General features: G+C 66.7%; 22 protein-coding genes and 2 pseudogenes. 7 read left to right on the forward strand and 17 right to left on the reverse strand.

The window, feature by feature from the left end:
* Positions 1-13 precede the first annotated feature (13 nt).
* The 9 genes and pseudogenes from lplAB to L0M17_RS10745 form a co-directional block, all read right to left on the reverse strand.
* The gene (gene lplAB, locus L0M17_RS10710) at positions 14-1,072 is read right to left on the reverse strand and encodes a lipoate-protein ligase LplAB (RefSeq protein ID WP_241053947.1); all 1,059 of its coding nucleotides are present in this window, start codon (positions 1,070-1,072) and stop codon (positions 14-16) included.
* Positions 1,073-1,192: 120 nt separating this feature from the next.
* Positions 1,193-1,450, reverse strand: a complete 258-nt coding sequence (locus L0M17_RS10715; protein WP_043128095.1) for a type B 50S ribosomal protein L31 — start codon at positions 1,448-1,450, stop codon at positions 1,193-1,195.
* 181 nt (positions 1,451-1,631) lie between these two features.
* Entirely contained in the window at positions 1,632-1,895 is a 264-nt protein-coding gene (locus tag L0M17_RS22920) for an ATP-binding cassette domain-containing protein (RefSeq protein ID WP_372498062.1), read from the reverse strand.
* 17 nt (positions 1,896-1,912) lie between these two features.
* A pseudogene (locus tag L0M17_RS10720) lies at positions 1,913-2,275 on the reverse strand (ATP-binding cassette domain-containing protein); the annotation flags it as partial.
* A 28-nt stretch (positions 2,276-2,303) separates the two neighbouring features.
* Positions 2,304-3,890 (reverse strand): bacteriocin-associated integral membrane family protein, encoded by a 1,587-nt coding sequence (locus L0M17_RS10725; protein WP_241053949.1) that lies wholly within the window; start codon positions 3,888-3,890, stop codon positions 2,304-2,306.
* Positions 3,891-4,295, reverse strand: a complete 405-nt coding sequence (locus L0M17_RS10730; protein WP_241053950.1) for a hypothetical protein — start codon at positions 4,293-4,295, stop codon at positions 3,891-3,893.
* A gap of 698 nt (positions 4,296-4,993) precedes the next feature.
* Positions 4,994-5,887 carry a TrmH family RNA methyltransferase gene (locus tag L0M17_RS10735; protein WP_241053951.1) on the reverse strand — a complete coding sequence of 298 codons (894 nt, stop codon included), beginning with the start codon at positions 5,885-5,887 and terminating at the stop codon, positions 4,994-4,996.
* Positions 5,884-6,678 (reverse strand): sulfite exporter TauE/SafE family protein, encoded by a 795-nt coding sequence (locus L0M17_RS10740; protein ID WP_241053952.1) that lies wholly within the window; start codon positions 6,676-6,678, stop codon positions 5,884-5,886. The genes L0M17_RS10735 and L0M17_RS10740 overlap by 4 nt, the downstream gene beginning before the upstream one ends.
* 2 nt (positions 6,679-6,680) lie before the next feature.
* Positions 6,681-7,484, reverse strand: a complete 804-nt coding sequence (locus tag L0M17_RS10745) for an ABC transporter ATP-binding protein (protein ID WP_241053953.1) — start codon at positions 7,482-7,484, stop codon at positions 6,681-6,683.
* A gap of 67 nt (positions 7,485-7,551) precedes the next feature.
* Here L0M17_RS10745 and serB point away from each other — a divergent pair, with 67 nt between their 5' ends.
* Positions 7,552-8,430, forward strand: a complete 879-nt coding sequence (gene serB, locus L0M17_RS10750; protein WP_241053954.1) for a phosphoserine phosphatase SerB — start codon at positions 7,552-7,554, stop codon at positions 8,428-8,430.
* Positions 8,431-8,928: 498 nt separating this feature from the next.
* On the opposite strand, the pseudogene L0M17_RS10755 reads toward serB, so the two are convergent.
* From L0M17_RS10755 to L0M17_RS10770, 4 genes and pseudogenes are all read right to left on the reverse strand, one after another.
* Positions 8,929-9,888 (reverse strand): annotated as a pseudogene (locus tag L0M17_RS10755) (IS110 family RNA-guided transposase); the annotation flags it as partial.
* Between the two features lie 106 nt (positions 9,889-9,994).
* Positions 9,995-10,792, reverse strand: coding sequence for an IS21-like element helper ATPase IstB (istB, locus tag L0M17_RS10760; RefSeq protein WP_308196793.1), 798 nt, complete (start codon positions 10,790-10,792; stop codon positions 9,995-9,997).
* Positions 10,789-12,321, reverse strand: coding sequence for an IS21 family transposase (istA, locus tag L0M17_RS10765; protein WP_290427278.1), 1,533 nt, complete (start codon positions 12,319-12,321; stop codon positions 10,789-10,791). The genes istB and istA overlap by 4 nt, the downstream gene beginning before the upstream one ends.
* Positions 12,322-12,415: 94 nt before the next feature.
* Entirely contained in the window at positions 12,416-12,610 is a 195-nt protein-coding gene (locus tag L0M17_RS10770) for a hypothetical protein (protein ID WP_241053955.1), read from the reverse strand.
* Positions 12,611-12,908: 298 nt separating this feature from the next.
* On the opposite strand from L0M17_RS10770, the gene L0M17_RS10775 reads away from it, so the two are divergent.
* Positions 12,909-13,991, forward strand: a complete 1,083-nt coding sequence (locus L0M17_RS10775; protein ID WP_241050952.1) for an IS110 family RNA-guided transposase — start codon at positions 12,909-12,911, stop codon at positions 13,989-13,991.
* A gap of 177 nt (positions 13,992-14,168) precedes the next feature.
* Here the strand turns inward: L0M17_RS10775 and L0M17_RS10780 are convergent, their stop codons facing one another.
* Positions 14,169-14,936 (reverse strand): SDR family oxidoreductase, encoded by a 768-nt coding sequence (locus tag L0M17_RS10780; protein WP_241053957.1) that lies wholly within the window; start codon positions 14,934-14,936, stop codon positions 14,169-14,171.
* Positions 14,937-14,977: 41 nt separating this feature from the next.
* Positions 14,978-15,703, reverse strand: coding sequence for a beta-ketoacyl-ACP reductase (locus tag L0M17_RS10785; RefSeq protein WP_241053958.1), 726 nt, complete (start codon positions 15,701-15,703; stop codon positions 14,978-14,980).
* Positions 15,704-15,906: 203 nt separating this feature from the next.
* Here L0M17_RS10785 and L0M17_RS10790 point away from each other — a divergent pair, with 203 nt between their 5' ends.
* Genes L0M17_RS10790 through L0M17_RS10805 form a run of 4 tightly spaced genes read left to right on the forward strand, consistent with a single transcriptional unit; the run spans position 15,907 to position 18,050 of the window.
* Positions 15,907-16,386, forward strand: a complete 480-nt coding sequence (locus L0M17_RS10790) for a DUF3099 domain-containing protein (RefSeq protein WP_372498010.1) — start codon at positions 15,907-15,909, stop codon at positions 16,384-16,386.
* 11 nt (positions 16,387-16,397) lie between these two features.
* Positions 16,398-16,634 carry a hypothetical protein gene (locus L0M17_RS10795; RefSeq protein ID WP_241056409.1) on the forward strand — a complete coding sequence of 79 codons (237 nt, stop codon included), beginning with the start codon at positions 16,398-16,400 and terminating at the stop codon, positions 16,632-16,634.
* A 1-nt stretch (position 16,635) separates the two neighbouring features.
* Complete coding sequence (locus tag L0M17_RS10800; RefSeq protein WP_241056410.1) at positions 16,636-17,550, forward strand: SURF1 family cytochrome oxidase biogenesis protein; 915 nt, start codon at positions 16,636-16,638, stop codon at positions 17,548-17,550.
* Positions 17,547-18,050, forward strand: coding sequence for a YbaK/EbsC family protein (locus L0M17_RS10805; RefSeq protein WP_241053959.1), 504 nt, complete (start codon positions 17,547-17,549; stop codon positions 18,048-18,050). Before L0M17_RS10800 ends, L0M17_RS10805 begins: the two co-directional genes overlap by 4 nt.
* A gap of 13 nt (positions 18,051-18,063) precedes the next feature.
* On the opposite strand, the gene L0M17_RS10810 is transcribed toward L0M17_RS10805, so the two are convergent.
* The gene (locus L0M17_RS10810) at positions 18,064-18,735 is read right to left on the reverse strand and encodes a pyridoxamine 5'-phosphate oxidase family protein (RefSeq protein WP_241053960.1); all 672 of its coding nucleotides are present in this window, start codon (positions 18,733-18,735) and stop codon (positions 18,064-18,066) included.
* 82 nt (positions 18,736-18,817) lie between these two features.
* Between L0M17_RS10810 and pdxR the strand changes: the two genes are divergently transcribed.
* Positions 18,818-20,155 carry a MocR-like pyridoxine biosynthesis transcription factor PdxR gene (pdxR, locus tag L0M17_RS10815; protein ID WP_241053961.1) on the forward strand — a complete coding sequence of 446 codons (1,338 nt, stop codon included), beginning with the start codon at positions 18,818-18,820 and terminating at the stop codon, positions 20,153-20,155.
* Here the strand turns inward: pdxR and L0M17_RS10820 are convergent.
* Complete coding sequence (locus L0M17_RS10820) at positions 20,142-21,743, reverse strand: ABC-F family ATP-binding cassette domain-containing protein (protein ID WP_241053962.1); 1,602 nt, start codon at positions 21,741-21,743, stop codon at positions 20,142-20,144. The two genes, pdxR and L0M17_RS10820, sit on opposite strands and share 14 nt — an antisense overlap.
* Positions 21,744-21,828 lie beyond the last annotated feature (85 nt).

Below are 21,828 nucleotides of genomic sequence, written 5' to 3' on the forward strand. Positions count from 1 at the left end.
GAACGGTATGCTCCTAGGGCACTCGGTAAAGCCACGCCTCTGTGCCGAACTTGGACGCGGCGAGGCGTCGGGCAGCCTCTCGCGAATCGGGCGAAAGCTCAGTGCGCAGGGCCCCATAGCGCTGCTCGAAAGTTCTGATCATGGCTTCGAGAAGGTCCTTGCGATCCAATCCGGTCTGACGCTTGAGCGGATCAACTCGCTTCTTGGCGCTCGCGATTCCCTTGTCCGAGATCTTCTCGCGGCCTATACGCAGGACCTCGGTCATCTTGGCGGCGTCGATGTCATAGCTCATGGTCACGTGGTGGAGCATCGCGGCATTGCCGAACCTCTTCTGGGCCGCACCGCCGATCTTGCCCTCCTCGGTAGCGATGTCGTTGAGGGGCTTGTAAAAGGCTTTGACGCCTACGGAGGCCAGAGCCTCCATCACCCACGCGTCGAGGAATGGATAGGAATCGGCGAATGAGAGGCCGTCGACGAGCGACGTGGGCAGGTAGAGCGAATAGGTGATGCAGTTTCCGGCCTCCATGAACATCGCTCCACCGCCGCTGACCCTCCGCACGACCGTGATGCCGTGCCGGGCCACCCCCTCCGGATCCACCTCATTCCGGTAGGACTGGAACGTGCCGATGACTACGGAGGGCTCGTCCCACTCCCAGAAGCGGAGGGTGGGCCTGCGCCGTCCCTCCCCCACCTCGCGGGTGAGCACCTCGTCCAAGGCGACCTGCTCAGTGATCGGCAGGGCCGTCGGAGGGATCACTTCCCACTCGTGGTCCGACCACGTCGTTGCATGGCCGAGGGCGCGGCGAACCGCGACCGCGACAGCGGCGGGGTCAAAGCCGAACATGACCGCGGATCCGTCCACGGCTTCATGCACAGCCGCAGTGATCGCCACGTTCGGTGCCTCAGCCGAAAGACCCAGGAGCGCCTCGTTGATGTCGGCGAGCGCCTCGTCCGGCTCGAGGAAGAAATCCCCGTTGATACTCGCCCGGGTGATCACGCCGTCGTCGGTCTCCAGGTCAGCGACGACGAGCTTGCCGCCCGGCACTTTGTACTCGCCGTGATGTTCAGCCACCCGACAAGCCTAGTCCAGTCATGGAGACGGACTGGGCACGACAACTCGGGGAGAAACAGCCCAGGAAAGACTGAAGGCGCCGCCCTTCTGGGCGACGCCTTCCCTACAGCAAGGGCTTGATCAGGCCTTCTTGCCGAAATTCTTGAAGCGCGCGTTGAAGCGCTCGACGCGGCCCGCGGAGTCCATGATGCGCTGCTTCCCCGTGTAGAAGGGGTGCGACTCAGAGGAGATCTCGACGTCGATGACCGGGTAGGTGTTGCCGTCCTCCCACTCGATCGTCTTGTCCGAGGTCGCCGTGGAGCGGGTCAGGAACTTGGTGCCGGACGCGAGATCGTTGAAGACGATCGGCGCGTACTTGGGGTGGATATCAGACTTCACAATGGGACCTTTGCTAGGGCTCTGGATTTTGCCAGAGGCCAGGTGTGAACGCCCACCGATTGGAGGGCCAGCCATGAATTTTAGCATGTCCGGTACGGCTCGCGGCTCGCCCAGATGTTCGGGTACGTCGCGTCCGAGGACCGCAGCCTCCGGGAGCAGCAGGGCTAAGAATCCGTGGCGATCAGAGTGGCTGGGCTAGGCTCAGACGCTGATGACAGGCTCTCATGAGGGCCTCATCGTGGGTGGCAACGACGACGGTAGCACCATGTGCTGCTTCTTCGAGCAGGAAGTTGGTCACGAGGTTCCGGTTCTCAAGGTCCAGGGAGGCGGTCGGCTCGTCGGCGAATATGACGTCGGCGGAGCGGAACATCGCCCGCGCCAGGCCGACTCGCTGCTTCTCGCCCCCGCTAAGGGTTGAGACTTTGTGGGCTGACCGACCCTCCAGGCCGACTGTTCAAGGATTTCTTCGACCGCTGCCCGTTGAGTGGGCGGAAGACGGAACAGGGGAAGCTTCGAAAGCGCCACATTGTAGGCGATGGACTCCTCGTCGATGAGTCCATAGTCCTGGAAGACGAAGGCTGCGTGCTGCTGCCAGAACTTCCGACGATGGCGGTCGTCCCATTGGGTAGCGTCCTGGCTGCCGACGAAGACCTTCCCACCGTCCACTCGCCGAAGGAGGCCGAGCACGTTGAGCAGCGTGGTCTTGCCGGATCCGCTGGGGCCGATGAGGGCAAGTGCGATTCCCGGCGTGGCGGTGATGCTCTGCTGGTCGAGGACCTCGTGGCCGGCGATCGTGACGGTGATGTTCTCTGCCGTGATTTTCAACGGAATCTCCTTTCAGGAAGTCGCAGCGTCAGGCCCTGCGGGCCAGTGTCTTCGAGAAGACGCTTTTGGCGAAGACGACGTGCAGGGCTGCTGAGATTGCCAGATAGAGCGGTATGCCGGTCAGGGTCCACAGGACTTCCGGCCTCTTCGCTCCACCTAGGGCGAAGAACATGCCCACGGCCACCGTCGCAGCGAGCGCGGCCTCCCATGCGAGTCGGCGTGCGAGGGATTTGAGCCGGGGCCATCCGACCGTGCGCTGGACGAAGAGCCGCTTGTTCCTCGAGATGGCGTAGACCATGGCCGACACTGCGATGCTCATCGTGAGTGCTAGCAGCACCAGGACGAACGAGAGCGTCTTGAGCCCGGCCGACTGATTCTGTAGTTGGCTGTTGTAGAGCGCCGCGTCGGCGATTCGGTCGACGGAGAGAACTGCAACAGAGAGCGGCGATGACTGGAGATAGTCTCTGACCCACGCGGAATCGGTGAACGTGATGTTCCCGGATGAGAGGAACGCGTCGATGTTGCCATCCGTGAAGGCCTCGGCCGGCTGGTCTGCCACGATGATCAGCGGATTCCGGAACTGTGCAATTTCTCCGGGCACAGGGATCTGGGCGGGGAAATCCTCTTGGCCGGTGTAGCGGTAGTATCGGAGGCCTTCAGTCAGCCCTTCCAGGCTTCGCCCTGCCCGGTTCATCACGCGGAACTGCTCGCTCCAGCTTTCCTGGACAGATTGGGGAAGCGTCTCGTAGCCGAGTCTTTCCCCCACGGTGCCAAGCAGTTGGGCATCGGATGCATCGGATCCGATCAACGGCGAAATCCTACGAAGGTAATCCGGGTTGACCAGGACGACACCGTCGAATTCCCCGAGATCCTTACGGTCCACTCGTTCGGGCCGGTCGTTGTCCCGGGGTGCAAAGGCGTACGAGAAGGTTAGCTTCCCGGCCCCTGAAGCCGAGGCGACCATGTCGCGCAGAGGTCTCTCGTAGCGGGCGAACTCTTCCTCGCTTCCAGCCCCCGAAAGTCGCAGCGCCACGTTGTCCTTGAGCACCTGCCACTTGGCCTGCTGATTCGAAAGATTCCCCGCCTGAGCAATAGATGCGCCCAAGACGGGAAGTATCACGGCAACCAGCACTAGCGTCGCCGCCTTCAGGGCCTCGCCTCCTGAACGGAATTGCCTTTCGGGAGGCTCACGCGAGGCGATGCCGTCGACGCTCGGCCACGTCATGGAGCCGACGCCAAGCGCCGACATCATCATCCCGGCAACGGCTGTCGTAAGGAGCGCGCCGAGCGTGAGGAGGAACTCCGGCAGATGGGACGCCTTGCCCTGGATCACGATCACAGCCACGGAAACCGCAACGCCTAGAAGCGCAGGTGGCGCGAAAGACATGACAAGAGATGCCAGGTCTGCCAGGACGATCCTCGGGATAGGTGCCCCGTTCAGGACTTTGAGCGCTCGCGCTCTCGCCCGGAGCACATACCAAGTGATCACGGTCGCCGCGAGCAGAAGGACGCATGTGAGGAAGGTCAGCCAAGCGCCCGTCTCCGCAAGTGCCTGCCCGAGGATCTCCACCTGGTCCTTGGCGATGACGTTTCGGCCGACACCGTGCGCATCCAACTACGCGACGAACTCGGTTACCGCCTCATGACTCCCTGAGTAGACATAGGGCCCGTTGAGGGAGGCGGATCCGAAATCGCGTGCCGGCCGAAACTGGCCGTGCATGCCTGGCTTGAACCAATCGATGTCCTGCGGTTCAGAGGGGCCGCCATGCCCGAAGACGTAGAGGGAGCGGGAATTGAAGAAGTCATTTGGATCGGCCACTACTTTTGCGATCCGCAGACCTGACGTGTCGGCGTGCGAGTCGAGTTCCGAGATAACCGCGTCTTTTGACACCTGACTGTGGGTGAAGTCGAGGCTGGCAATGAAATCTGTGCGCCATGGAAACGCACTTTCAGAGGTTGAGATAACGATTCCGGACAGGATCGAAAGAAATATGGCGATCCCAAAGGACGTGAGCCTCACAAGAGCTTTGAGCATTCGATGTCGTCCCCCGTAGCCGTAATTCCAGGTACCGCCTTCATTCGGGTACTGGGTCCAAGCATTGGCAGCCGCGGCCCCAGTCGTCGCAAGTACACCGGTCAGTCAAGCCCGGTCATCACCTTCTTCGTTTTCATCATTCCCCTTTTCCATTTTAAATGTGAATGTCGCACGTCCCTTGACAAGAAGATCAAGCCCTCCTCTGACACCGCGACTATCTGCCAACCGCAGTGCCCCGACCCTCTCCCACAGGGGTGGTCCTGTCAACATGTGACCGGGAAACTATTCTGGATTTACATGAAGATTGCCGGGAACCATACGACTGAATGTGCGGACCGTGGACTGCATTCAGAACCTAAGTGCCGTTCGCAAACACCTGAGTTCTGCTTATTTCAATTGTTGAAACACGGAGTTTTCGAGCCCAGTGTCAGGATTAACACGTATTTTGCCAACATCTTCCACTGAGACGCGGCGGCATGGTCCCCGGTGACTACGGGTGCCGATAATGTGGCGTCCGTGTCTCCTGGAGAGGCTGACTCACTGTCGGGGCGGATGCCGATCGTCGGAGAGGACCATGATTCAGGTCACGATCGTGCTCTTGAAGTCTGTGACTTTGTATCAGTCTGCATCGGCCGGCGATCCGGAATTAGAAGAGAAGCAGCCGGCACCAGGGGAGCTTCTGACTACCTCGCCGCGTAGAAGGCCACAGCAGACGCGGCAGCGACGTTAAGCGAGTCCACGCCGTTCATCATCGGAATGGTCACCCTCGCGTCGAGCAGCCGATCGGTCTCGGGCTTGAGCCCGTCTCCCTCGGTCCCGAAGACCAGCACCAGGTTCTGATGATCCTGGGCCACCAGCTCATCAAGGGTGATGGCCCCCGCCCCCAGGGACATGCCTGCCACGAAATAGCCCGCTTCCTTCAGCTGCTGGATCCCCTGCGGCCACGGGTCGATCCGCGACCACGGCACTTGGAAGACTGTGCCCATCGAGACCCGGATGGAGCGGCGGTACAGCGGGTCCGCACACTGCGGCGTCACCAGCATGGCATCGACTCCGATCGCCGCAGCTGATCTGAAGACGGCCCCGACGTTTGTATGATCGGTCAAGTCCTCGAGCACTCCGATTCTCGAACGCCCCGGCCGACGAGGGCGATCAGGCTCTTGTGCTTTGTAACCATCGACGTTCGTGTGGTCCTCGGTGTCTTCGAGAACGGGGACGCGGTGGGCTTTGGCAAGCAAATCCTCGACCGGAACCGGCGCGGGACGGTGCATCGCTGCCATCGCACCCCGGTGGAGATGGAAGCCGGTGATCTCCTCTAATAGCTCGGGCGCCCCGACGAAGGCCGGCACGTCCGGAAACCTGTCCAGCACGTCTGCGAGGCCATCGAGCCACTTCTCTGCGAGAAAGAACGAACGCGGCTTATGGCCAGCCTCCAACGCGCGCCGGAGCACGCGCGACGATTCGGCGATGTACAGACCCTCGGCTGGCTCCCGGACCTTCCGGAGGTGCACGTCCGTCAGACTCGTGTAGTCGGCTACCCGCGGATCATCCGCCCCCTCAATGCGGACGACGCTCACGCCACAAGCTTCCCGAGGAGGTTGATGAGCGCGACGACGCCGAGAACCACGATCACAACGCGAAGGACGGTCGGCGACATCCGCCGACCGATACCGGCCCCCAGGAACCCGCCAAGAAGCGAACCAACCGCGATCAGCAGCACGACTAGCCAGTTGATCCTGTCGAACGCCAGCAGCAGGTACGAAACCGCTGCGATGAGGTTCACGACGAGGCTCAGGATCACCTTCACCGCGTTCGCCTGCTGGAGAGTGCCATGGAAGAAGATCCCGAGCACCGCCATCAGCAGGACTCCCTGGGCGGCCGTGAAGTACCCGCCGTACACCCCGATGACGAACACCAGCACGTAAAGGATCAGCGGCAGCTTCTGGTGGTCAGCCTCTTCGGGGGTCACGTTGGTGAGCGCCTGACGCCGCTTCGCCCATGCCGCAAGACGCGGCTGGAAGATGACAAGCAGGATCGCAACGACCACCAGCACGGGCGCAACGAAGCCGAAGACGCTCTCCGGCAGGTGGAGCAAGAGGATCGCGCCCAGAAGGCCGCCCACGAAGGAGACTGGCAGGAGCCGCACCAAAGTGCGCCACGAGCTGGCGGCCTCGCGCCGGTAGCCCCAAGCCCCGGAGAAGCCGCCAGCCACGAGGCCCATCGCGTTCGAGATGATCGCGTTGACGGGCGGGTAGCCCAGCGCGACAAGGACGGGGAAGGTCACGAGTGAACCCGAACCGACGATGGTGTTGATCGTTCCAGCCCAAAGACCAGCGACGAAGACGAGCAGGTCTCCCCAGATATTCACGATCAGACGGCAGCGCCGGCGGTTGCCCGCCGGACAGCGGTGTAACGACCGCCATTCGCCGCGACGTCGAGCGGCAACCCGAACGTCTCGCTCAGGTTTTCCTCGGTCAAGACACCGTCGATCTCCCCTTCGGCAACTACTCGCCCATCGCGCAGAAGCAGGGCGTGGGTGAAGCCGGGTGGCACCTCTTCGAGGTGGTGCGTCACGAGCACCAACGCGGGAGCGAACTCGTCCTGGGCAAGCTCACTGAGCTTGTAGACAAGCTCCTCACGGCCGCCGAGATCGAGCCCTGCCCCGGGCTCGTCCAACAGGAGCAGTTCAGGGTCCGTCATGAGGGCGCGGGCGATCTGGACGCGCTTGCGCTCACCCTCGCTCAGCGTGGAGAAGACCCTGCCCAGAAGAGGGCCCATGCCCCACTCGTTGAGGAGCCGGAAGGCTCGGCGCTCGTCGTCCTTCTCGTAGGCCTCCCGCCACCGGCCCGTCACGCCATAGGCAGCGGTCACCACGACGTTGAGCACCTTCTCATGCTCCGGGATCTGGTTTGCGAGGGCGGCCGAGGCGAGGCCGATCCGCGGGCGCAGATCGAACACGTCCACCCGGCCGAGGGTCTCTTCGAGGATCTGGACCGTGCCCCGGGTGGGGTGCATCCGCGCCGCAGCAAGCTGCAGAAGGGTGGTCTTGCCCGCACCGTTCGGCCCCAGAACTACCCAGCGCTCCCCCTCGCGGACCTTCCAGTCGACGCCGTCGAGCAGCGATTTGGCGCCGCGGACCACGCTCACGCCGGATAGCTGGAGTACATCGTTCATGGAAGTAGACACTATTGCAGACTTCCGCCGTGGGCGAACCGCGCTTGGGGTCGATAGAATCTGGCCTATGCCATCCCGCTTCGCCTTGGTCCTGTCTGCCCGCACGCTGTTGCCGCAGGCCGGAGCCGCGGCCGCCGAGCTCCTTGCCCCGTTCGGCGCGTCCGTAGGGGAATTCGTGGCGTCGGGCGACAGTCGCTACCAGGTCCTGACCGCCGTCGTCGAGCTCGACGACGCCCACCTCCCTGAGGCCCGTGAGGCCCTCGCGGCACTCGCCGAGGCGGAAGCAGCGCTCGTCCCGGCGGAAGTCCGCGAAGCCGATCGAAAATTCCTCATCATGGACGTGGATTCCACGCTCATCCAGCAGGAGGTCATCGAACTCCTCGCCGAACATGCGGGCAAACGCGCCGAGGTGGCAGCTGTGACTGAGGCCGCGATGCGCGGCGAACTCGACTTCGCGCAAAGCCTCCACGCTCGCGTGCGGACCCTTGAAGGCCTGCCGGTCGAGGTCATCGACAGGGTTCGGGAGGCGGTCCTGCTGACGCCGGGCGCGACCGAGCTTGTTGCCGCCTATCATTCCGCGGGACATGCCGTGGCGGTCGTCTCCGGCGGCTTCAACCAGATCCTCGCGCCCCTGGCCGAGCGGCTTTCGCTCGACTTCTGGCGGGCGAACGAGCTCGAGATCGTGGATGGCCGGCTCACCGGCAGGGTTGTCGGAGAGGTCGTTGACCGGGCTGTGAAGGAGCAGAGCCTCCGCGTCTGGGCTTCCAAGCGGGACGTCCCGCTCGAGGCATGCATCGCAGTGGGCGACGGCGCGAACGACCTCGACATGCTCGGAGCTGCTGGTCTTGGGGTGGCATTCCATGCGAAGCCCGCGGTGCGCGCGGCGGCCGACGCCGCCATCGACCTCCCCTACCTCGATGTTGTGCGGCACTTCGCCGCGGTGTGACGAGAACTGGCCACTCGTCGGGAAAGAAGTGGCTACTCGTCGGGAAAGAACTGGCCACTCGTCGGGAAAGAACTGGCCACTCGTCGGGAAAGAAGTGCCCACTCGTCGGGAAAGAAGTGGCCACTCGTCGAGGAGTCAGATCTTCCTCGACGAGGGGGCAGGTCTCGGGTGACGAGTGGCCAGATCTCGCCTGACGAGCGGCCACTTCTGATATGGAGTGGCCTGCTGTCAAGTGGGCATGGTGAGGCGCCGTCGGGAGGTTTCCCGGCGGCGCCTCGCTGCTTCGCGAGCGGGGGGTGTTGGTCGAGCGTGTCATTGGGCGACGCGCGGTCACACTGATATGCGCGGGTTGGCTACCGCAGGACGGTGGTTCGGCTGGAGCCGGTCCGCGTGTCTAAGAACGAGCGTGAGGCCTTCGGCCCTGCTCATAGAACTCTCGCGGGTGGCTCCACGCGCTGCCGCCAACACCCAACCCCGGGCGAAGCAGTCAGCGGGGGCTCAGTCGTCGTCCATGACGGCCAGGGACCAGCACCAGCCGGCGAGCTCGCGAGCGATCGCGACGTTCGCGACGGTGGGGCGCTTGCGGCGCTCGAGGAACTTCACCCATCGGGCGTGCAGGCGACGGTTGCCCTCATCGCCCCGGACCCGCGCGGCGGCGGGGGCCAGATCCCACCGGTCGAGCATGGTCTTCCCGACGGTGTAGCGGGCCCTGTGGTGCCAAGCCGCTTCGACCAGGAGCCGGCGGACGTGGGAGTTGCCGGTCTTGGCGATCGGTCCTTGGGCGCGGGAGGAGCCCGAGGAGTGCTCGGACGGGGTGAGTCCGACGAAGGAGCCGATCGTAGCCCCGGTGAACCGGTGCCAGTCCCCGATCTCCACTGCGAGGGCAAAACCGGTCAGGGTGCTCACACCGCGCAGGCAGCCCAGGCGGCGCACGACGGGTGCGAACTCGCTCTCGGCGGCCAGCTCTTCGATCGCGGAGTCGAGCCGGCCACGACGGGACTTCGTGGCGAGGGCGGCCTCGTAGCCGGAGTCGAAGGCCGTCCGGGTAGCCGTGGACCCCAGCTGCAGAGCGGCCTCTTTCCGCAGCCAGGCATCGTGGGCGCCGGTCCAGGCGTCCCCACCCTCGTAGACGATCCCGTGGCGCAGCAGCAGCTTCGAGAGCCGGTGCCGAGCGCGCATCAGGTCCCCACGGCAGTCCTCCCTGGCCCGCACCAGATCACGCGCGGACTCCTGGGATATGGTCGGGACCGCCACGGGAGTGATCTCGTCCAGGCGCAGCAGCCTGGCCAGGTGCACCGCGTCTCTGGCGTCGGTCTTGACACGGTCTCCCGATGGCCGCTGGAGCTTCGACGGTGCGGCGACCACGCACCTGACTCCCTGTGAGGTCAAGGCCCTCGCAAGTCCGAACCCCGTCGGGCCGGCTTCGTAGACTACGGCGATCGGGCTGTCAACGGCCAGTTGGTTTTCCCCGTGGACGGCCAGTTGTTCTCCCCGGTGGCGGCCATCTTTCCTCCCCACGTATGGCCAGTTGATTCCCCGGTTCGGGTTTGGACTGTCTGTCGGGTCAGCGGAAGGGCGTCACCCCCTTGCCGGAGGCGGCTTGGGCGAGGCGGTAGGACTCGCCCTTGGTCTCGACCCGGTGGGCGTGGTGCATGAACCTGTCCACCGTCGCGGTCGCGATGGTCTTGGGCATGATCTCGTCGAATCCGGCCGGGGCGAGGTTCGAGCTGACCGCCATCGCCCGGCGCTCGTAGGCGGCGTCCACGAGGCGGTAGAACCCCTCGGCGGCGTCTGGGGAGACCGGGAGCAGGCCTATGTCGTCCACGATGATCAGATCGCTGCGCACGACCCTGGTCAGGGCCCGGGCGATGGAGTCGTCGGCGCGGTGCTTGCGCACCAGGGCGCCGAGATCCTCGATCCCGAACCAGGACACGATCATGCCGGCCTCGACTGCCGCGTGGCCGAGCGCCTCGCAGAAGTGCGACTTCCCAGTCCCCGACGGCCCGTAGATCGCGAGATTCTCCCGCCGGCGGACCCATTCGAGGGACTTGAGTGCTTCCTGGGTCGGGCGCGGGATCGGGGAGAGCTCCTCGTCCCAGTCGCCGAAGGTCTTCCCTGCCGGGAAGCCGGCGGATTTGCGGCGGGTGATCAGGTTGGCGCGGTCGCGGCCGGCGACTTCCTCCGCGAGCAGGACCCGCACGAGCTCGGCCGGGTCCCAGCGCTGGGCCTTCGCGGTGGGGATCAGGTCCGTGAGCGCCTTGCGCATGTGGGGCAGCTTCAGCCGGCGGGTCAGCTCCAGGGCCTCGGCCAGCGGGTCGCCGTGGGCGCGGGCGACCACGGTCTGCATCGTTGTGATCGTCACCGGCCCTCCTCCTCGCCCGTCATGTCGGCGGCGGCGGGCTCTGAGCCATCGAGGCGGCCCCAGCCGCCCGTGCCCGGCTGGAGGGAATGGGCCTCGGAGGCCCGGGAGGGCTCCACGTGGGCGAGCCCGGCCTGGTAGCCCAGGATCGAGACCAGGTCCCTGTCGGCGAACCTGCCCGTCGTCGCGGCCGTGCCCAGGGCCCGGTCGACCTGGTCGGTGCCGTAGAGCTTGGCGAACGCGACGGCCTCGGCCATCTTCGCGCGGATCCGCCTGGCTCCCGCGGCGGCGGCCTCGACCAGCCACGCCTTGGCACCCGCGCCGAGCATCAGGAACGCTGCCTCCTCCGGGGTGGTCGCCCTGGGCTGCCGGTCCGCGGCCTCATCCGCCCGGGGCGGGTAGTGCGCGTCGTCCAGGACTGGGGTCCCGGGACGCCCGGTCGCATGCCGGGCCACCTCGCGGGCCTCCCCGCGCTCGGCCACGGAGGTGACGATGACCTCCTCGCCCGCCTCGCGCACCCAGACCCTGGTGTTGGCCAGCTCGTGCGGGACCGAGTACCGGACCCCGTTCATCGACACGGTCGCGTCCCAGTTCACCCGGCGGGTGGTCCCGAACACCACCGTGAACGGCGCCTTCGGAAGCAGATGCAGCCGCTCCCGCTCCGCAGCGAGCATCGCCGCCGGCGCCTGCCGTGTCTCCCGGTGCGGGCGGGCGTTGACCTCGTCGCAGAAATCGTGGCACGCCTTCTCCAACTGCCCGAAGGTGCGGTACTCCTCGAGCAGGTTCGCCGCCGTGGGCACCAGATCCGCCTTCGAGATCCGCACCGTGGACTCCGAGCCGCCCTTGGACTGCGGGTCGGCGGGAACGCAGGTGCGCACGGTCATCCCGTAGTGGCGGCCCATCTCCACGATCTGCGGGTTGCGCACCGCGACCCTGGCGATGTGGTCGGCGGTCACGGTGCGCTCGTTGTCGGTCAGCGCGAACGCCGGGACCCCGCCCATCCTGCGCAGCGTGGCATCCATGCACGCCACGACCGTCGGCAGGCTCTTGTCCCAGATCGGGATCACGACGCGGAACCGCGACCACGCCAGCCACGCGCACCACAGCAGCGTCGCCCGGCCCCCGATCCTCGGCCCCCATCCGTAGTCCCACTGCAGCCACAGCCCAGGCTCGACGATCCAGGGGCGGAACACGCGCCGCCGCCCCGCCGCGAACTGCGCCTTGGCCTCCGCGACCGTGCGCCTCGTGGTCCTCTCCGCGCCGGCGAACCCCATCGCGACCAGCCGCTCATGGACCACATCCGCCCGGACCCGGCCTCCCGAGCGCTCGACGAGTTCTTCGATCTTCGGCAGGAACCCGTCGATCGGCCTGGCCCGCTGCCCCTTCTCGCGATCCGGCCCTCCGGCAGCCCGCAGCTTCACATACCTGGCCACCGTGTGATGGTCACACCCCGCGAGCTCCGCCGCGGCACGGTAGCTGCCGGTGAGGTCATACGCCTCAAGAATCTCCATGATCTCCTCGTTGCTCTTCATCCGCGATCATCACCACGACCGGCGGAAGGAATCCCGCACCCGGGGAGAACAACTGGCCGTGGACGGGGAGAAAGAACTGGCCGTCAGCGGGGAACTATCTGGCCGCCAATGGGGAGAATCTCATGGCCGCTGACATCGGGCCCGGCAGGCCGGCGAGCCATGACTTCACCGCCTCGTAGGACGGGGAAAGCCGGGCCTGGACCAGCTCGCCTGTGTCGCCGTCGATCGCTGCCGCCGCGAACGACCGGGCGTGCACATCCAGCCCAACACTCGTACGCTCAATGAACACCTGTGAGTCTTGGAGCGGCTGGTCCGGGACCGGCTGGCAGGGTAGGTGCTGGACGCCTTCTCCTCGGCTGTGACTCGAATGAACACTGGCCCCTTCATAGGCCTTCGCCCCGAATTGTCCAGCCATGGGGTTGGTGCCCGGCGCCCGCCCGGCCCACACCGATGGCTTGATCAGAAGACTGCCCGACCCCTGCGGGGCCGTGGCCCATCACAGGAATGCCTCGGAGTGACCTTCACCCGGGCCGACGCCGGCCGCGCCGCGGCCAGAAGCATCTGCCCCTACTCGAGGAAGGAACCCCGTGGCCGCGAAGACTACTGTCGCACAGACGCGCCCGTTCGTCATCGGCGTGGACACCCACGCCCGCACCCACACCCTTGCCATGGTCCGCGCGGCGACCGGTGAACAGCTCGGCTGCCAGCAATTCCCGGCCACCGCGGCGGGCATGCGGAGGGCCCTCGACTGGGCGGCCCGCCGCACGGGAGGAGACGCAGACGCACTCTGGGTCATCGAGGGAATCGGCAGCTATGGAGCCCAGCTCGCAGCGGCAGTCGTGAAGGCCGGCTTCGAGGCTGTGGAAGCCCCCAGGGGCTACGTTCGCTCACGAACCACCACAGGGAAATCCGATCCGCTGGACGCGGCCGCGATCGCGGCCGCAGCCCTCCCGCTCGAGGGCACCCGCCTGCGTATCCCACGCCAGGATGAGGGCGTGCGCGCTGCCCTGCGAGTGCTCATCGCGGCAAGGGAGCAGATGACGCTCGAGCGCACGGCCAAGGTCAACGCACTCACTGCCCTGGCCCGGACCGTCGACCTCGGGATCGACGCCCGCCGGCCCCTCTCAGCCACCCAGGTCACGGAGATGGCGCGATGGCGGGCACGGGAAGAGGGCGTCGCGGCTGCCACCGCCCGGACGGAGGCGGTCCGCCTTGCCAAACGAATCCGCGTTCTGGACGAGGAGCTCGCGGACAACCAGCACTGCACATCCGAGCTCGTCAAGGCTAGCCCCGCCGCGCCCCTGCTGGAGATGACCGGCATAGGACCGGTCACCGCCGCCGTGGTCTACACCGCCTGGTCACACCTCGGGAGGGTCCGCTCCGAGGCCGCTTTCGCCACTCTTGCCGGGGTCAGCCCCGTCCCGGCTTCTTCCGGGAACATCGTCCGATACCGGCTCAACCGAGGAGGCGACAGACGCCTCAACCGGGCCCTGCACATGGCCACCATCACCCGAATGGTCCACGATCCCGACAGCCGTGCCTACGCCGAACGACGCACAGCCGAAGGCAGAACCACACGCGAGATCCGTCGCTGCCTCAAGAGATACCTCGCCCGCCACCTCTACCGCACCCTCAACGCACTCCACCGCGACGCACTCGCAGCAGCTTGACGCGACATAGAAGATTCGGGACCTCCCACGCATGTCGGATAGGCCGAGCAGGGGACTCTGCTCGGTAACCCACGAATCTGCGTGAGCGAGGCCCCGGCCCGCAACCACCCACGAAAGGCGGTTACTCCATACCGTCTAAGCTGGCGCCAAGGGACCGGGATCTCAGTGGGGGCGGGATCAGCCGGTGAAGTGCTCGGCCCCTCCGACCAACTCCGTGTGACCGCTGGGCACATCGGCGGTGACCATCTTGGCGACCTCCGCGGCGAACTCGTCGACGGAGTACAGCTTGCCCGCAGCCTCCCGTCGGGACTCAATGGCACCCGGAGCCGCGCGCTCGAGGAGCGTCGCGGTGATCGTGCCCTCGATCATGTCGCCCGAGACCACGACGAACGTGATGCCCTTCTCCTCGAGCCACGGGAGAAGCTCCCGCAGCGCGAGTTCCCCCGCGTGCTTTGAGCGCGCGACAGGCTCGTACGCGTCCATCGTGGGAACCGAGTCGATGAAGTGGGCTTGGTGGCTTGTGACGAAGACCACGCGTGAACCCGGCTGCATGCGCTCCACCGCCGCCTTGAGCATCGCGACCTGCGCGTCGCGGTTGAGGCGCAAGGCGTAGTCCTCGCCGAGTCCGCTCTCCATGCCGCCGGAGGCGTTCAGAACGAGGATGTCGAGCGAGCCGAACCCGTCGATCGCGGCCTGGGCGAGCTTCTCGACGTCGTCCGCGTTCGTGAGGTCGCCGCCCACTGCGAGCGCGCGCCCCCCTGCGGCCTCGATCTCCGCAACGATCTTGTTCGCTCGCGGCGCCTTCTGGCGATAGTTGATGACGACGGCGGCTCCCTCGCCTGCGAGGATCTTTGCCGTCGATGCCCCGATGCCCCGTGATGACCCCGTGACGATCGCCGTCTTCCCCGCGAGCGGCGCGCCCTGCGCCGTGCCCTGCTCTGTCATGTCGTTCCTTCCTTGCGTCGAGTTCTCAGTCAGTCAGCCGGTCAGTGGCCCATGCCCAGGCCGCCGTCGACCGGAATGACGGCACCCGAGATGTAGGCGGCCTCGCTGCTCGCGATCCAGCGGACCACGTTCGCAACCTCGTCCGCGTCGGCGAACCGCCCCGCGGGGACACGTGAGAGGTACTCCTTCTGCGTCTCGTCTGGGAGCTCGGCAGTCATGTCGGTCTTGATGAAGCCGGGCGCCACGACATTAGCCGTGATGCCCCGCGAGCCTAGCTCGCGGGTGAACGAGCGCGCGAGGCCCACAAGGCCCGCCTTCGAGGCCGAGTAGTTGATCTGACCGGGGGCGCCGTACAGGCCCGAGACGGACGAGATCAGGATCACCCGGCCGCGGCGCAGCCGGATCATGCCTTTCGAAGCCCGCTTGATGACCCGGAACGCGCCCGTGAGATTCGTGTCGAGGACCGAAGTGAAATCATCCTCGCTCATGCGCAGGAGAAGGGTGTCCTTCGTGATTCCGGCATTCGCAACAAGCACCTCGACGGGTCCGTGCGCGGCCTCGACTTCGGTGAACGCCCTGTCGATCGACGCCTCGTCCGTCACGTCGGCCTGAACACCGAGGATGCCCTCGGGGAGCTCGGTCGGCGTGCGGCAGGTGACCGCTACCTTGTCGCCTATGGCGGCGAACGCCTTCGCGATGGCGAGTCCGATGCCGCGGTTTCCTCCGGTGACGAGGACGCTGCGCGGGGTGTGGGCTTCCGTGCTCACGGTGCTCCTTCGAGGGGTCGGTGATCCGGCAGCGTGTGGGACGGAAGCGACGGGGCGCGCCGGCGTCCGACTGCCGTTGTCTGTGTAGGATCCTAGCCGCCACACGACCGCCGCGCCGCTTACGGTGCGTCATCCGCCCTCGGCAAGCGCGAACGGATTAGCCCCGGTCGGTTGCCCAGTGGGACAATGGATCGACTGGGAGAATGATGAAGCCATTGACTGACGGGACCGGTGACGGCCCGCGGGACGAGCGATCCTCCGAGGATCCAGAGGTCCACAGCATCACGACGGCGGCCGAGGCCCACAGCGTTGACATGCACAAACGCATGGTCCGCTACGCCACCGCCATGGGTATCCGTGTGGTCTGTATCGTTGCGCTCTTCTTCCTCGACGGCTGGCTCAAGCTCGTGGCAGTCGCGGGCGCGGTCTTCCTCCCGTGGGTCGCGGTCGTCATCGCGAACGCGCAGGACAAGGCGGATACGACGAGCGAGGGTCTCCTCGACGCCCCTCCCCTGGCCGAACTCGAAGGTGGCTATGGCAGGGTAACCGAGGACGGCGTCGTCCTTACGGGAGAAGTAGTGAACGGAACGGACGAGGACGCCCGGACAGACGACGGCGGAACGGCCCACGAGGCGCCGAGCGCTCAGGACGAGAGCGTTGGCAAGGAGGAGAAGAACGGGTGAACCTGCTGGGAATGCTGCCAGGCGGTGAGCAGGAATTCGCGATCTGCTCGCGCAAGGGATGCCGCGCCCCCGCCAGCTGGGAGCTGCTCTGGAACAATCCCCGCATCCACACCCCAGAACGACGGAAGGTCTGGCTCGCGTGCGGCGAGCATCGGGACTGGCTCGAGGACTACCTCAAGACGCGATCCCTGTGGATCGAGACGGTGCCGCATGCGGAACCCGTGACGAGCCAGGATGAGGGCCACTGACGTGTACCGCTTCCTCTTCTCACGTCAATGGCTCACCTATCTCGGCCTTGCAATCCTGTTCGCCGTCGCGTGCGTCTTCCTGAGCCGCTGGCAGATGTCGCGCCTCGCCGAGACGCAGGCAGTCATCGACCTCGTCAACCGGAACTACAACGCGACGCCCGTGCCGTTCAATCAGGTCGCGGACCAGTTCAAGCAGCTCTCCTCCGACCACGAATGGCAGCAGGTCAGCCTGCATGGCACCTACGACGTGGCAGATACGCGGGTGGTCCGGAACCGCCCGCTCAACGGCCAGCCCGGGTACGAGGTCGTCGTGCCGCTGCGCCTCGATTCAGGCCAGACCGTCATCGTGGACCGCGGTTGGCTGCCGATCGGCAACAAGGAGCAGGGCAAGCCGGACTCGGTGCCGGCTCCCGCGTCAGGCGAGCTGACCGTCGTCGTGCGCCTGCTGCCGAGCGAGGCGAGCCTCAACCGGGGGGCGCCTGCCGGGCAGCTCGCCGAGATCAACCTGCCCACCTATGCGGGCCAGCTTCACTACCCCGTTGAGACCGGGGCGTACGGCCTCATGGCGAGCGAATCGCCTGCGGCTGCAACGACGCCAGCCGCCCTGCCCATGCCACAGCCCGACGACGGGACCCACCTCTCGTATGCGCTCCAGTGGCTCGCGTTCGGCGTCCTCATGTTCATCGGATTCGGCTATGCCGCTCGGCAGCACGCGCGGAACAAGGCGATCGATGCGGCCGCCGAGGCGGCCGAGGCTGCCGCGACCGCCAACGAGGAGGGGCGGGACCACGCCGAAGCCCAGCGCGTGGCGGACCAGGCTGCCGCGAGAGCGGCGCGGTTCACTCCCAAGAAGCGCCGACGCCCCACCGCCGAGGAGGAAGAGGACGCGATCCTCGACGCGCAGGGTTATCGATGACCTCTGGCGTGCCGGTGACCACTGAGCCGGGTCGGGACCGGGCCGCCGTCGACCGCGTCCGGCGAGCCCTGCTCTCCGCAGGCCTGACCGAGACGGTCCGCACGCTCGACGCCGAGGTCCCGACGGCCGCCGCGGCCGCCCGAGCCTTGGGCTGCGAGCTCGGCGCGATCGCGAACAGCCTCGTCTTCGAATTCGACGGCGAGCCGCTGCTCATCCTCGCGAGCGGAGCAGCCCGGGTCGACACGGGGCTCGTCGGCGATCATCTCGGCGGCGGGAAGATCCGCCGGGCCTCGCCGGACTTCGTCCTCGCGCACACAGGGCAGCGCGTGGGCGGCGTAGCGCCGGTCGGTCACCCCAAGAAGCTACGGACCGTCATCGATCTGCACCTGCGGCGGTACCCCCTCGTCTGGGCGGGCGCCGGCGATCATCGGTCGATGCTCTCGATCACCTACAGCGATCTCGCGCGGGTCACCGACGCACAGCCCCTCGAGGTCCGCTAGCTGGCCAGGGCTGCTAGCAGGCCAAGTCTGCTGCACGCGCGGCGACGTCGCTCGGCACCGGGCCTTGGGAGTCCTCATCCCCCACGGGAAGCCCCGCATTCCGAAGCAGAGGAATGTGGCCGCCCCACACTCCCGCCGCGATGTCCTCCGGTTCGTCGACCGGACCCCCGGACCGCTGCTTCATGGATGCCTCGGCAAGCGGAACCGCAAGGACCGCAGTAGCCGCGAGTTCCTTGCGAGTGCTCGGCCGCAGTGTCGCCCACCGTCCGGGAATCATGTGGTCCACGACCGCGGCGAGGGCCTGCTCGCGCTCCCCTGCGTCGTCCACCAGACGGGCACGCCCTATGACGACGGCGCTTCGGTAGTTCATGGAATGGTGAAAGGCGCTTCGGCCGGCGACGAGCCCGTCCAGTTCGGTGATCGTGACGCACACGTCGCGCTCAAGGGCCTTCGCGAGCCACCCCGCGGCGACTGAACCGTGGAGGTACAGACTGCCGCTGGCATCGGGCCCCTCCAGGTCGACGCCGAAGGCGGTTGGGAGGACTACGGGGTGGTCGCGGGCTACAACGCCGAGGTGGGCGAGCAGTGCATCTTCGAGGAAGGCGTGGAGGATGGCGCGGTCCTCCACAGCTCGGTTGCGGCCGCGGCCGATGGTGGTCCGCGGGGTAGGTGAAAGTGAATCCATGCAACTATCCTCGAATGAAAGTGGTCCGGAAACACGAGCCACTTTCTGACAGGTCTTGCAGGCCACTTTGAGAGGATTCTTCGTGCGCGCGCTTCCCATCTCCCTCGACCGCACGGCCCAGACCCCGCTTCCGTCGCAGATTGCGGGCCAAGTCCGCGACCTCATCCTGGGCGGAACGCTCCATCGGGGCGACCGGCTGCCGTCCAGCCGCTCGCTGGCCTCAGACCTCGGTGTCTCCAGATCTGTGGCCGACAGAGCCTATGAGCAGCTCATGGCGGAGGGCTGGACCGAGTCCCGTCACGGAGCAGGGACGTTCATCTCAGCGGCGAAGAGAAATCCGCCCTCGGAAGGGAGGGCCCGACGGCCAACAACACCAGAAGCTCAACTCATCCGGCTCGACGCCGGAACGCCGTGGGGATTCCCGCGGCGGGACGCGGGCTGGAGGCGGGCGTGGCGCGAGGTCTCCGCCGCCGAGCCGCCGCGGAGCTATGACGATCCCAGGGGCTTGGCCGAGTTGCGCATCATGCTGGCCGAGCGCCTTGCGCGAACGCGCGGTCTCACCGTCGATCCCGACGAGATCATCGTCACCGCGGGGACCACCGACGCCTTACGGCAGCTGCTCCCGGAGCTGCGAGCCGGCGCGGTCGCCATCGAGGACCCGGGCTATCGCGCAGCCGTCGAGACCGTGCGTTCCTTCGGTCGGGAGGTGCTTGACCTCCCTGCCGCGCAGCCGATCGTCGACCTCAGGGGAGCCGCAGCGGCCTATGTGACCCCCGCCCACCAACACCCTCTGGGGCACGTCATGCCGGCCGCAGACCGACTCACGCTGCTCGAGACAGCGCGGCGCGAGCTCGCGATCGTGATCGAGGACGATTACGACTCGGAGTTCCGCTACGACGTAGCGCCCGTGCCCGCCCTCGGAGCGCTTGACCGGGACCGCGTCGCCTACATCGGAACGGCAGCAAAGTCAGTCGTCCCGACCCTCCGAGTCGGCTGGCTCGTCCCGCCCCCGAGCCTGCTCGACGGCGTCGTACGGCGGCGGGACGTCACCCACAGCGGCGCGGCGTGGCCCTCCCAGCGCGCCCTGCTCACCCTCCTGCGCGACGGTTGGATCGACCGGACGGTCAGAGCCGGGAGGCGCATCTACGCCGAGCGCGCGGCTCGAGTGGTCGCGGCCCTCTCGCCGCATGCCGAACTCGCGGCCCCGATCGCGGGAATGTACTCGGCGTGGCTCCTGCCCGAGCCGGAGGCTGTGCGAGTCCGCGACGCCGCGCGGGCGGAGGGCTTCGAGCTCAACCTGCTCAGCCAGTACACGAGAACCAGCGAGGTGTCCGGGCTGGTCATCGGGTTCGGCGGGGCGACGGACGGCGAGCTGGATCGGGCGCTCAGCGTCCTCAGCGCAGCACTCAGGCGAGCGTGATCAGGTCAAGGTAGTCGGCGTTCCAGAGATCCTCGACGCCGTCGGGGAGGAGCACGACTCGCTCCGGGTTGAGGGCCTCGACGGCCCCCTCGTCGTGGCTGACCATGACGACGGCGCCCTTGTAGGTCTTGAGGGCACCGAGGATCTCGCGCCGGCTGGCCGGATCGAGGTTGTTGGTCGGCTCGTCAAGGAGCAGGACGTTGGCGCTCGAGGCGACGATCGTGGCGAGCGCAAGGCGGGTCTTCTCCCCGCCGGAGAGGACGCCGGCTGGCTTGTCGACGTCGTCGCCCGTGAAGAGGAATGAGCCGAGGATGCCTCGCACATCGGCGTCCCCGAGGTGGTCCGGAGCGGCGCGACGCATGTTTTCGAGCACCGTGCGATCTTGGTCCAGCGTCTCGTGCTCCTGGGCGTAGTACCCGACCTTGAGGCCGTGGCCCTCGCGGATTTCGCCCGTGTCCGGCGAGTCGACGCCCGCGAGCATCCGCAGGAGCGTGGTCTTTCCGGCGCCGTTGAGCCCAAGGATGACGACGCGCGAGCCGCGGTCCACCGCGAGGTCGACGTCGGTGAAGATCTCGAGCGAGCCGTACGACTTGGAGAGCCCCTCTGCCTGAAGCGGGGTCTTCCCGCACGGCGCCGGCTCGGGGAACCGGAGCGCGGCCACGCGATCCGCGACGCGCTCCTCCGACACTCCCGCGAGCAAGCGCTCGGCCCGCTTGGCCATGTTCTGCGCGGCGACGGCCTTCGTCGCCTTGGCACGCATCTTGTTCGCCTGGTCGAGAAGGACCTGAGCCTTCTTCTCTGCGTTGGCCCGTTCGCGCCGTCGTGCGCGCTCATCGGTCTCGCGCTGGGTGAGGTAGCGCTTCCAGCCCATGTTGTAGATGTCGATCACGGCGCGGTTCGCGTCGAGGTGGAAGACCTTGTTGACAGTCGCCTCGAGGAGATCGACGTCGTGCGAGATGACGATGAGACCGCCTTGGTGCGCCTTGAGGAAGTCACGGAGCCACGCGATCGAGTCGGCGTCGAGGTGGTTCGTCGGCTCGTCAAGGAGGAGCGTGTCAGCCGCCGAGTACAGGATCCGCGCGAGTTCGACGCGGCGCCTCTGGCCGCCCGAGAGCGTGCGGAGTGGCTGGTTGAGGATACGGTCCGGGAGTGCGAGGTTGGCCGAGATGGCGGCCGCCTCCGCCTCGGCTGCATAGCCGCCCCCGGCAAGGAACTCGGCCTCGAGTCGGTCATAGCGCGCCATGGCCTTCCGCTGGACGTCGGCGTCTCCGCTCGCCATCGCAGTCTGCGCCTCGCGCAGTTTGCGGACGACGACGTCGAGTCCGCGCGCCGAGAGGATGCGGTCGCGCGCGAGCTGCTCCATATCGGGAGTCCGCGGGTCCTGCGGGAGGTAGCCGATCTCTCCGCTGCGCGCCACTGTGCCTGCGGCGGGGAGGCCCTCTCCCGCGAGGACGCGCGTGAGCGTGGTCTTGCCCGCGCCGTTCCGCCCGACGAGACCGATCTTGTCTCCCTTGTCGATCCGGAAGGTCACCCCGTCCATGAGCAGGCGCGCGCCGGCGCGGAGTTCGAGGTCTTGGACAGTGATCACGTGGGAGAGGCCTTTCGCATGGTCGGCCCGAATTGGGCCACGTCCCATGCTAGTGATCCCGGGCGGCTGAGACACATCCGCCCCA

Origin of the sequence: Sinomonas terrae, assembly GCF_022539255.1 — a bacterium.
In the GTDB taxonomy this organism is placed as follows: Bacteria; Actinomycetota; Actinomycetes; order Actinomycetales; family Micrococcaceae; genus Sinomonas; species Sinomonas terrae.

What these genes read in the sequence shown, in the direction of transcription:
- L0M17_RS10745 (WP_241053953.1), bottom strand. Translation starts at nt 7,484, where the DNA reads ATGAACGATGTACTCCAGCTATCCGGCGTGAGCGTGGTCCGCGGCGCC.
- serB (WP_241053954.1), top strand. Translation starts at nt 7,552, where the DNA reads ATGCCATCCCGCTTCGCCTTGGTCCTGTCTGCCCGCACGCTGTTGCCG.
- istA (WP_290427278.1), bottom strand. Translation starts at nt 12,321, where the DNA reads ATGAAGAGCAACGAGGAGATCATGGAGATTCTTGAGGCGTATGACCTC.
- L0M17_RS10780 (WP_241053957.1), bottom strand. Translation starts at nt 14,936, where the DNA reads ATGACAGAGCAGGGCACGGCGCAGGGCGCGCCGCTCGCGGGGAAGACG.
- L0M17_RS10790 (WP_372498010.1), top strand. Translation starts at nt 15,907, where the DNA reads ATGATGAAGCCATTGACTGACGGGACCGGTGACGGCCCGCGGGACGAG.
- L0M17_RS10795 (WP_241056409.1), top strand. Translation starts at nt 16,398, where the DNA reads ATGCTGCCAGGCGGTGAGCAGGAATTCGCGATCTGCTCGCGCAAGGGA.
- L0M17_RS10805 (WP_241053959.1), top strand. Translation starts at nt 17,547, where the DNA reads ATGACCTCTGGCGTGCCGGTGACCACTGAGCCGGGTCGGGACCGGGCC.
- L0M17_RS10810 (WP_241053960.1), bottom strand. Translation starts at nt 18,735, where the DNA reads ATGGATTCACTTTCACCTACCCCGCGGACCACCATCGGCCGCGGCCGC.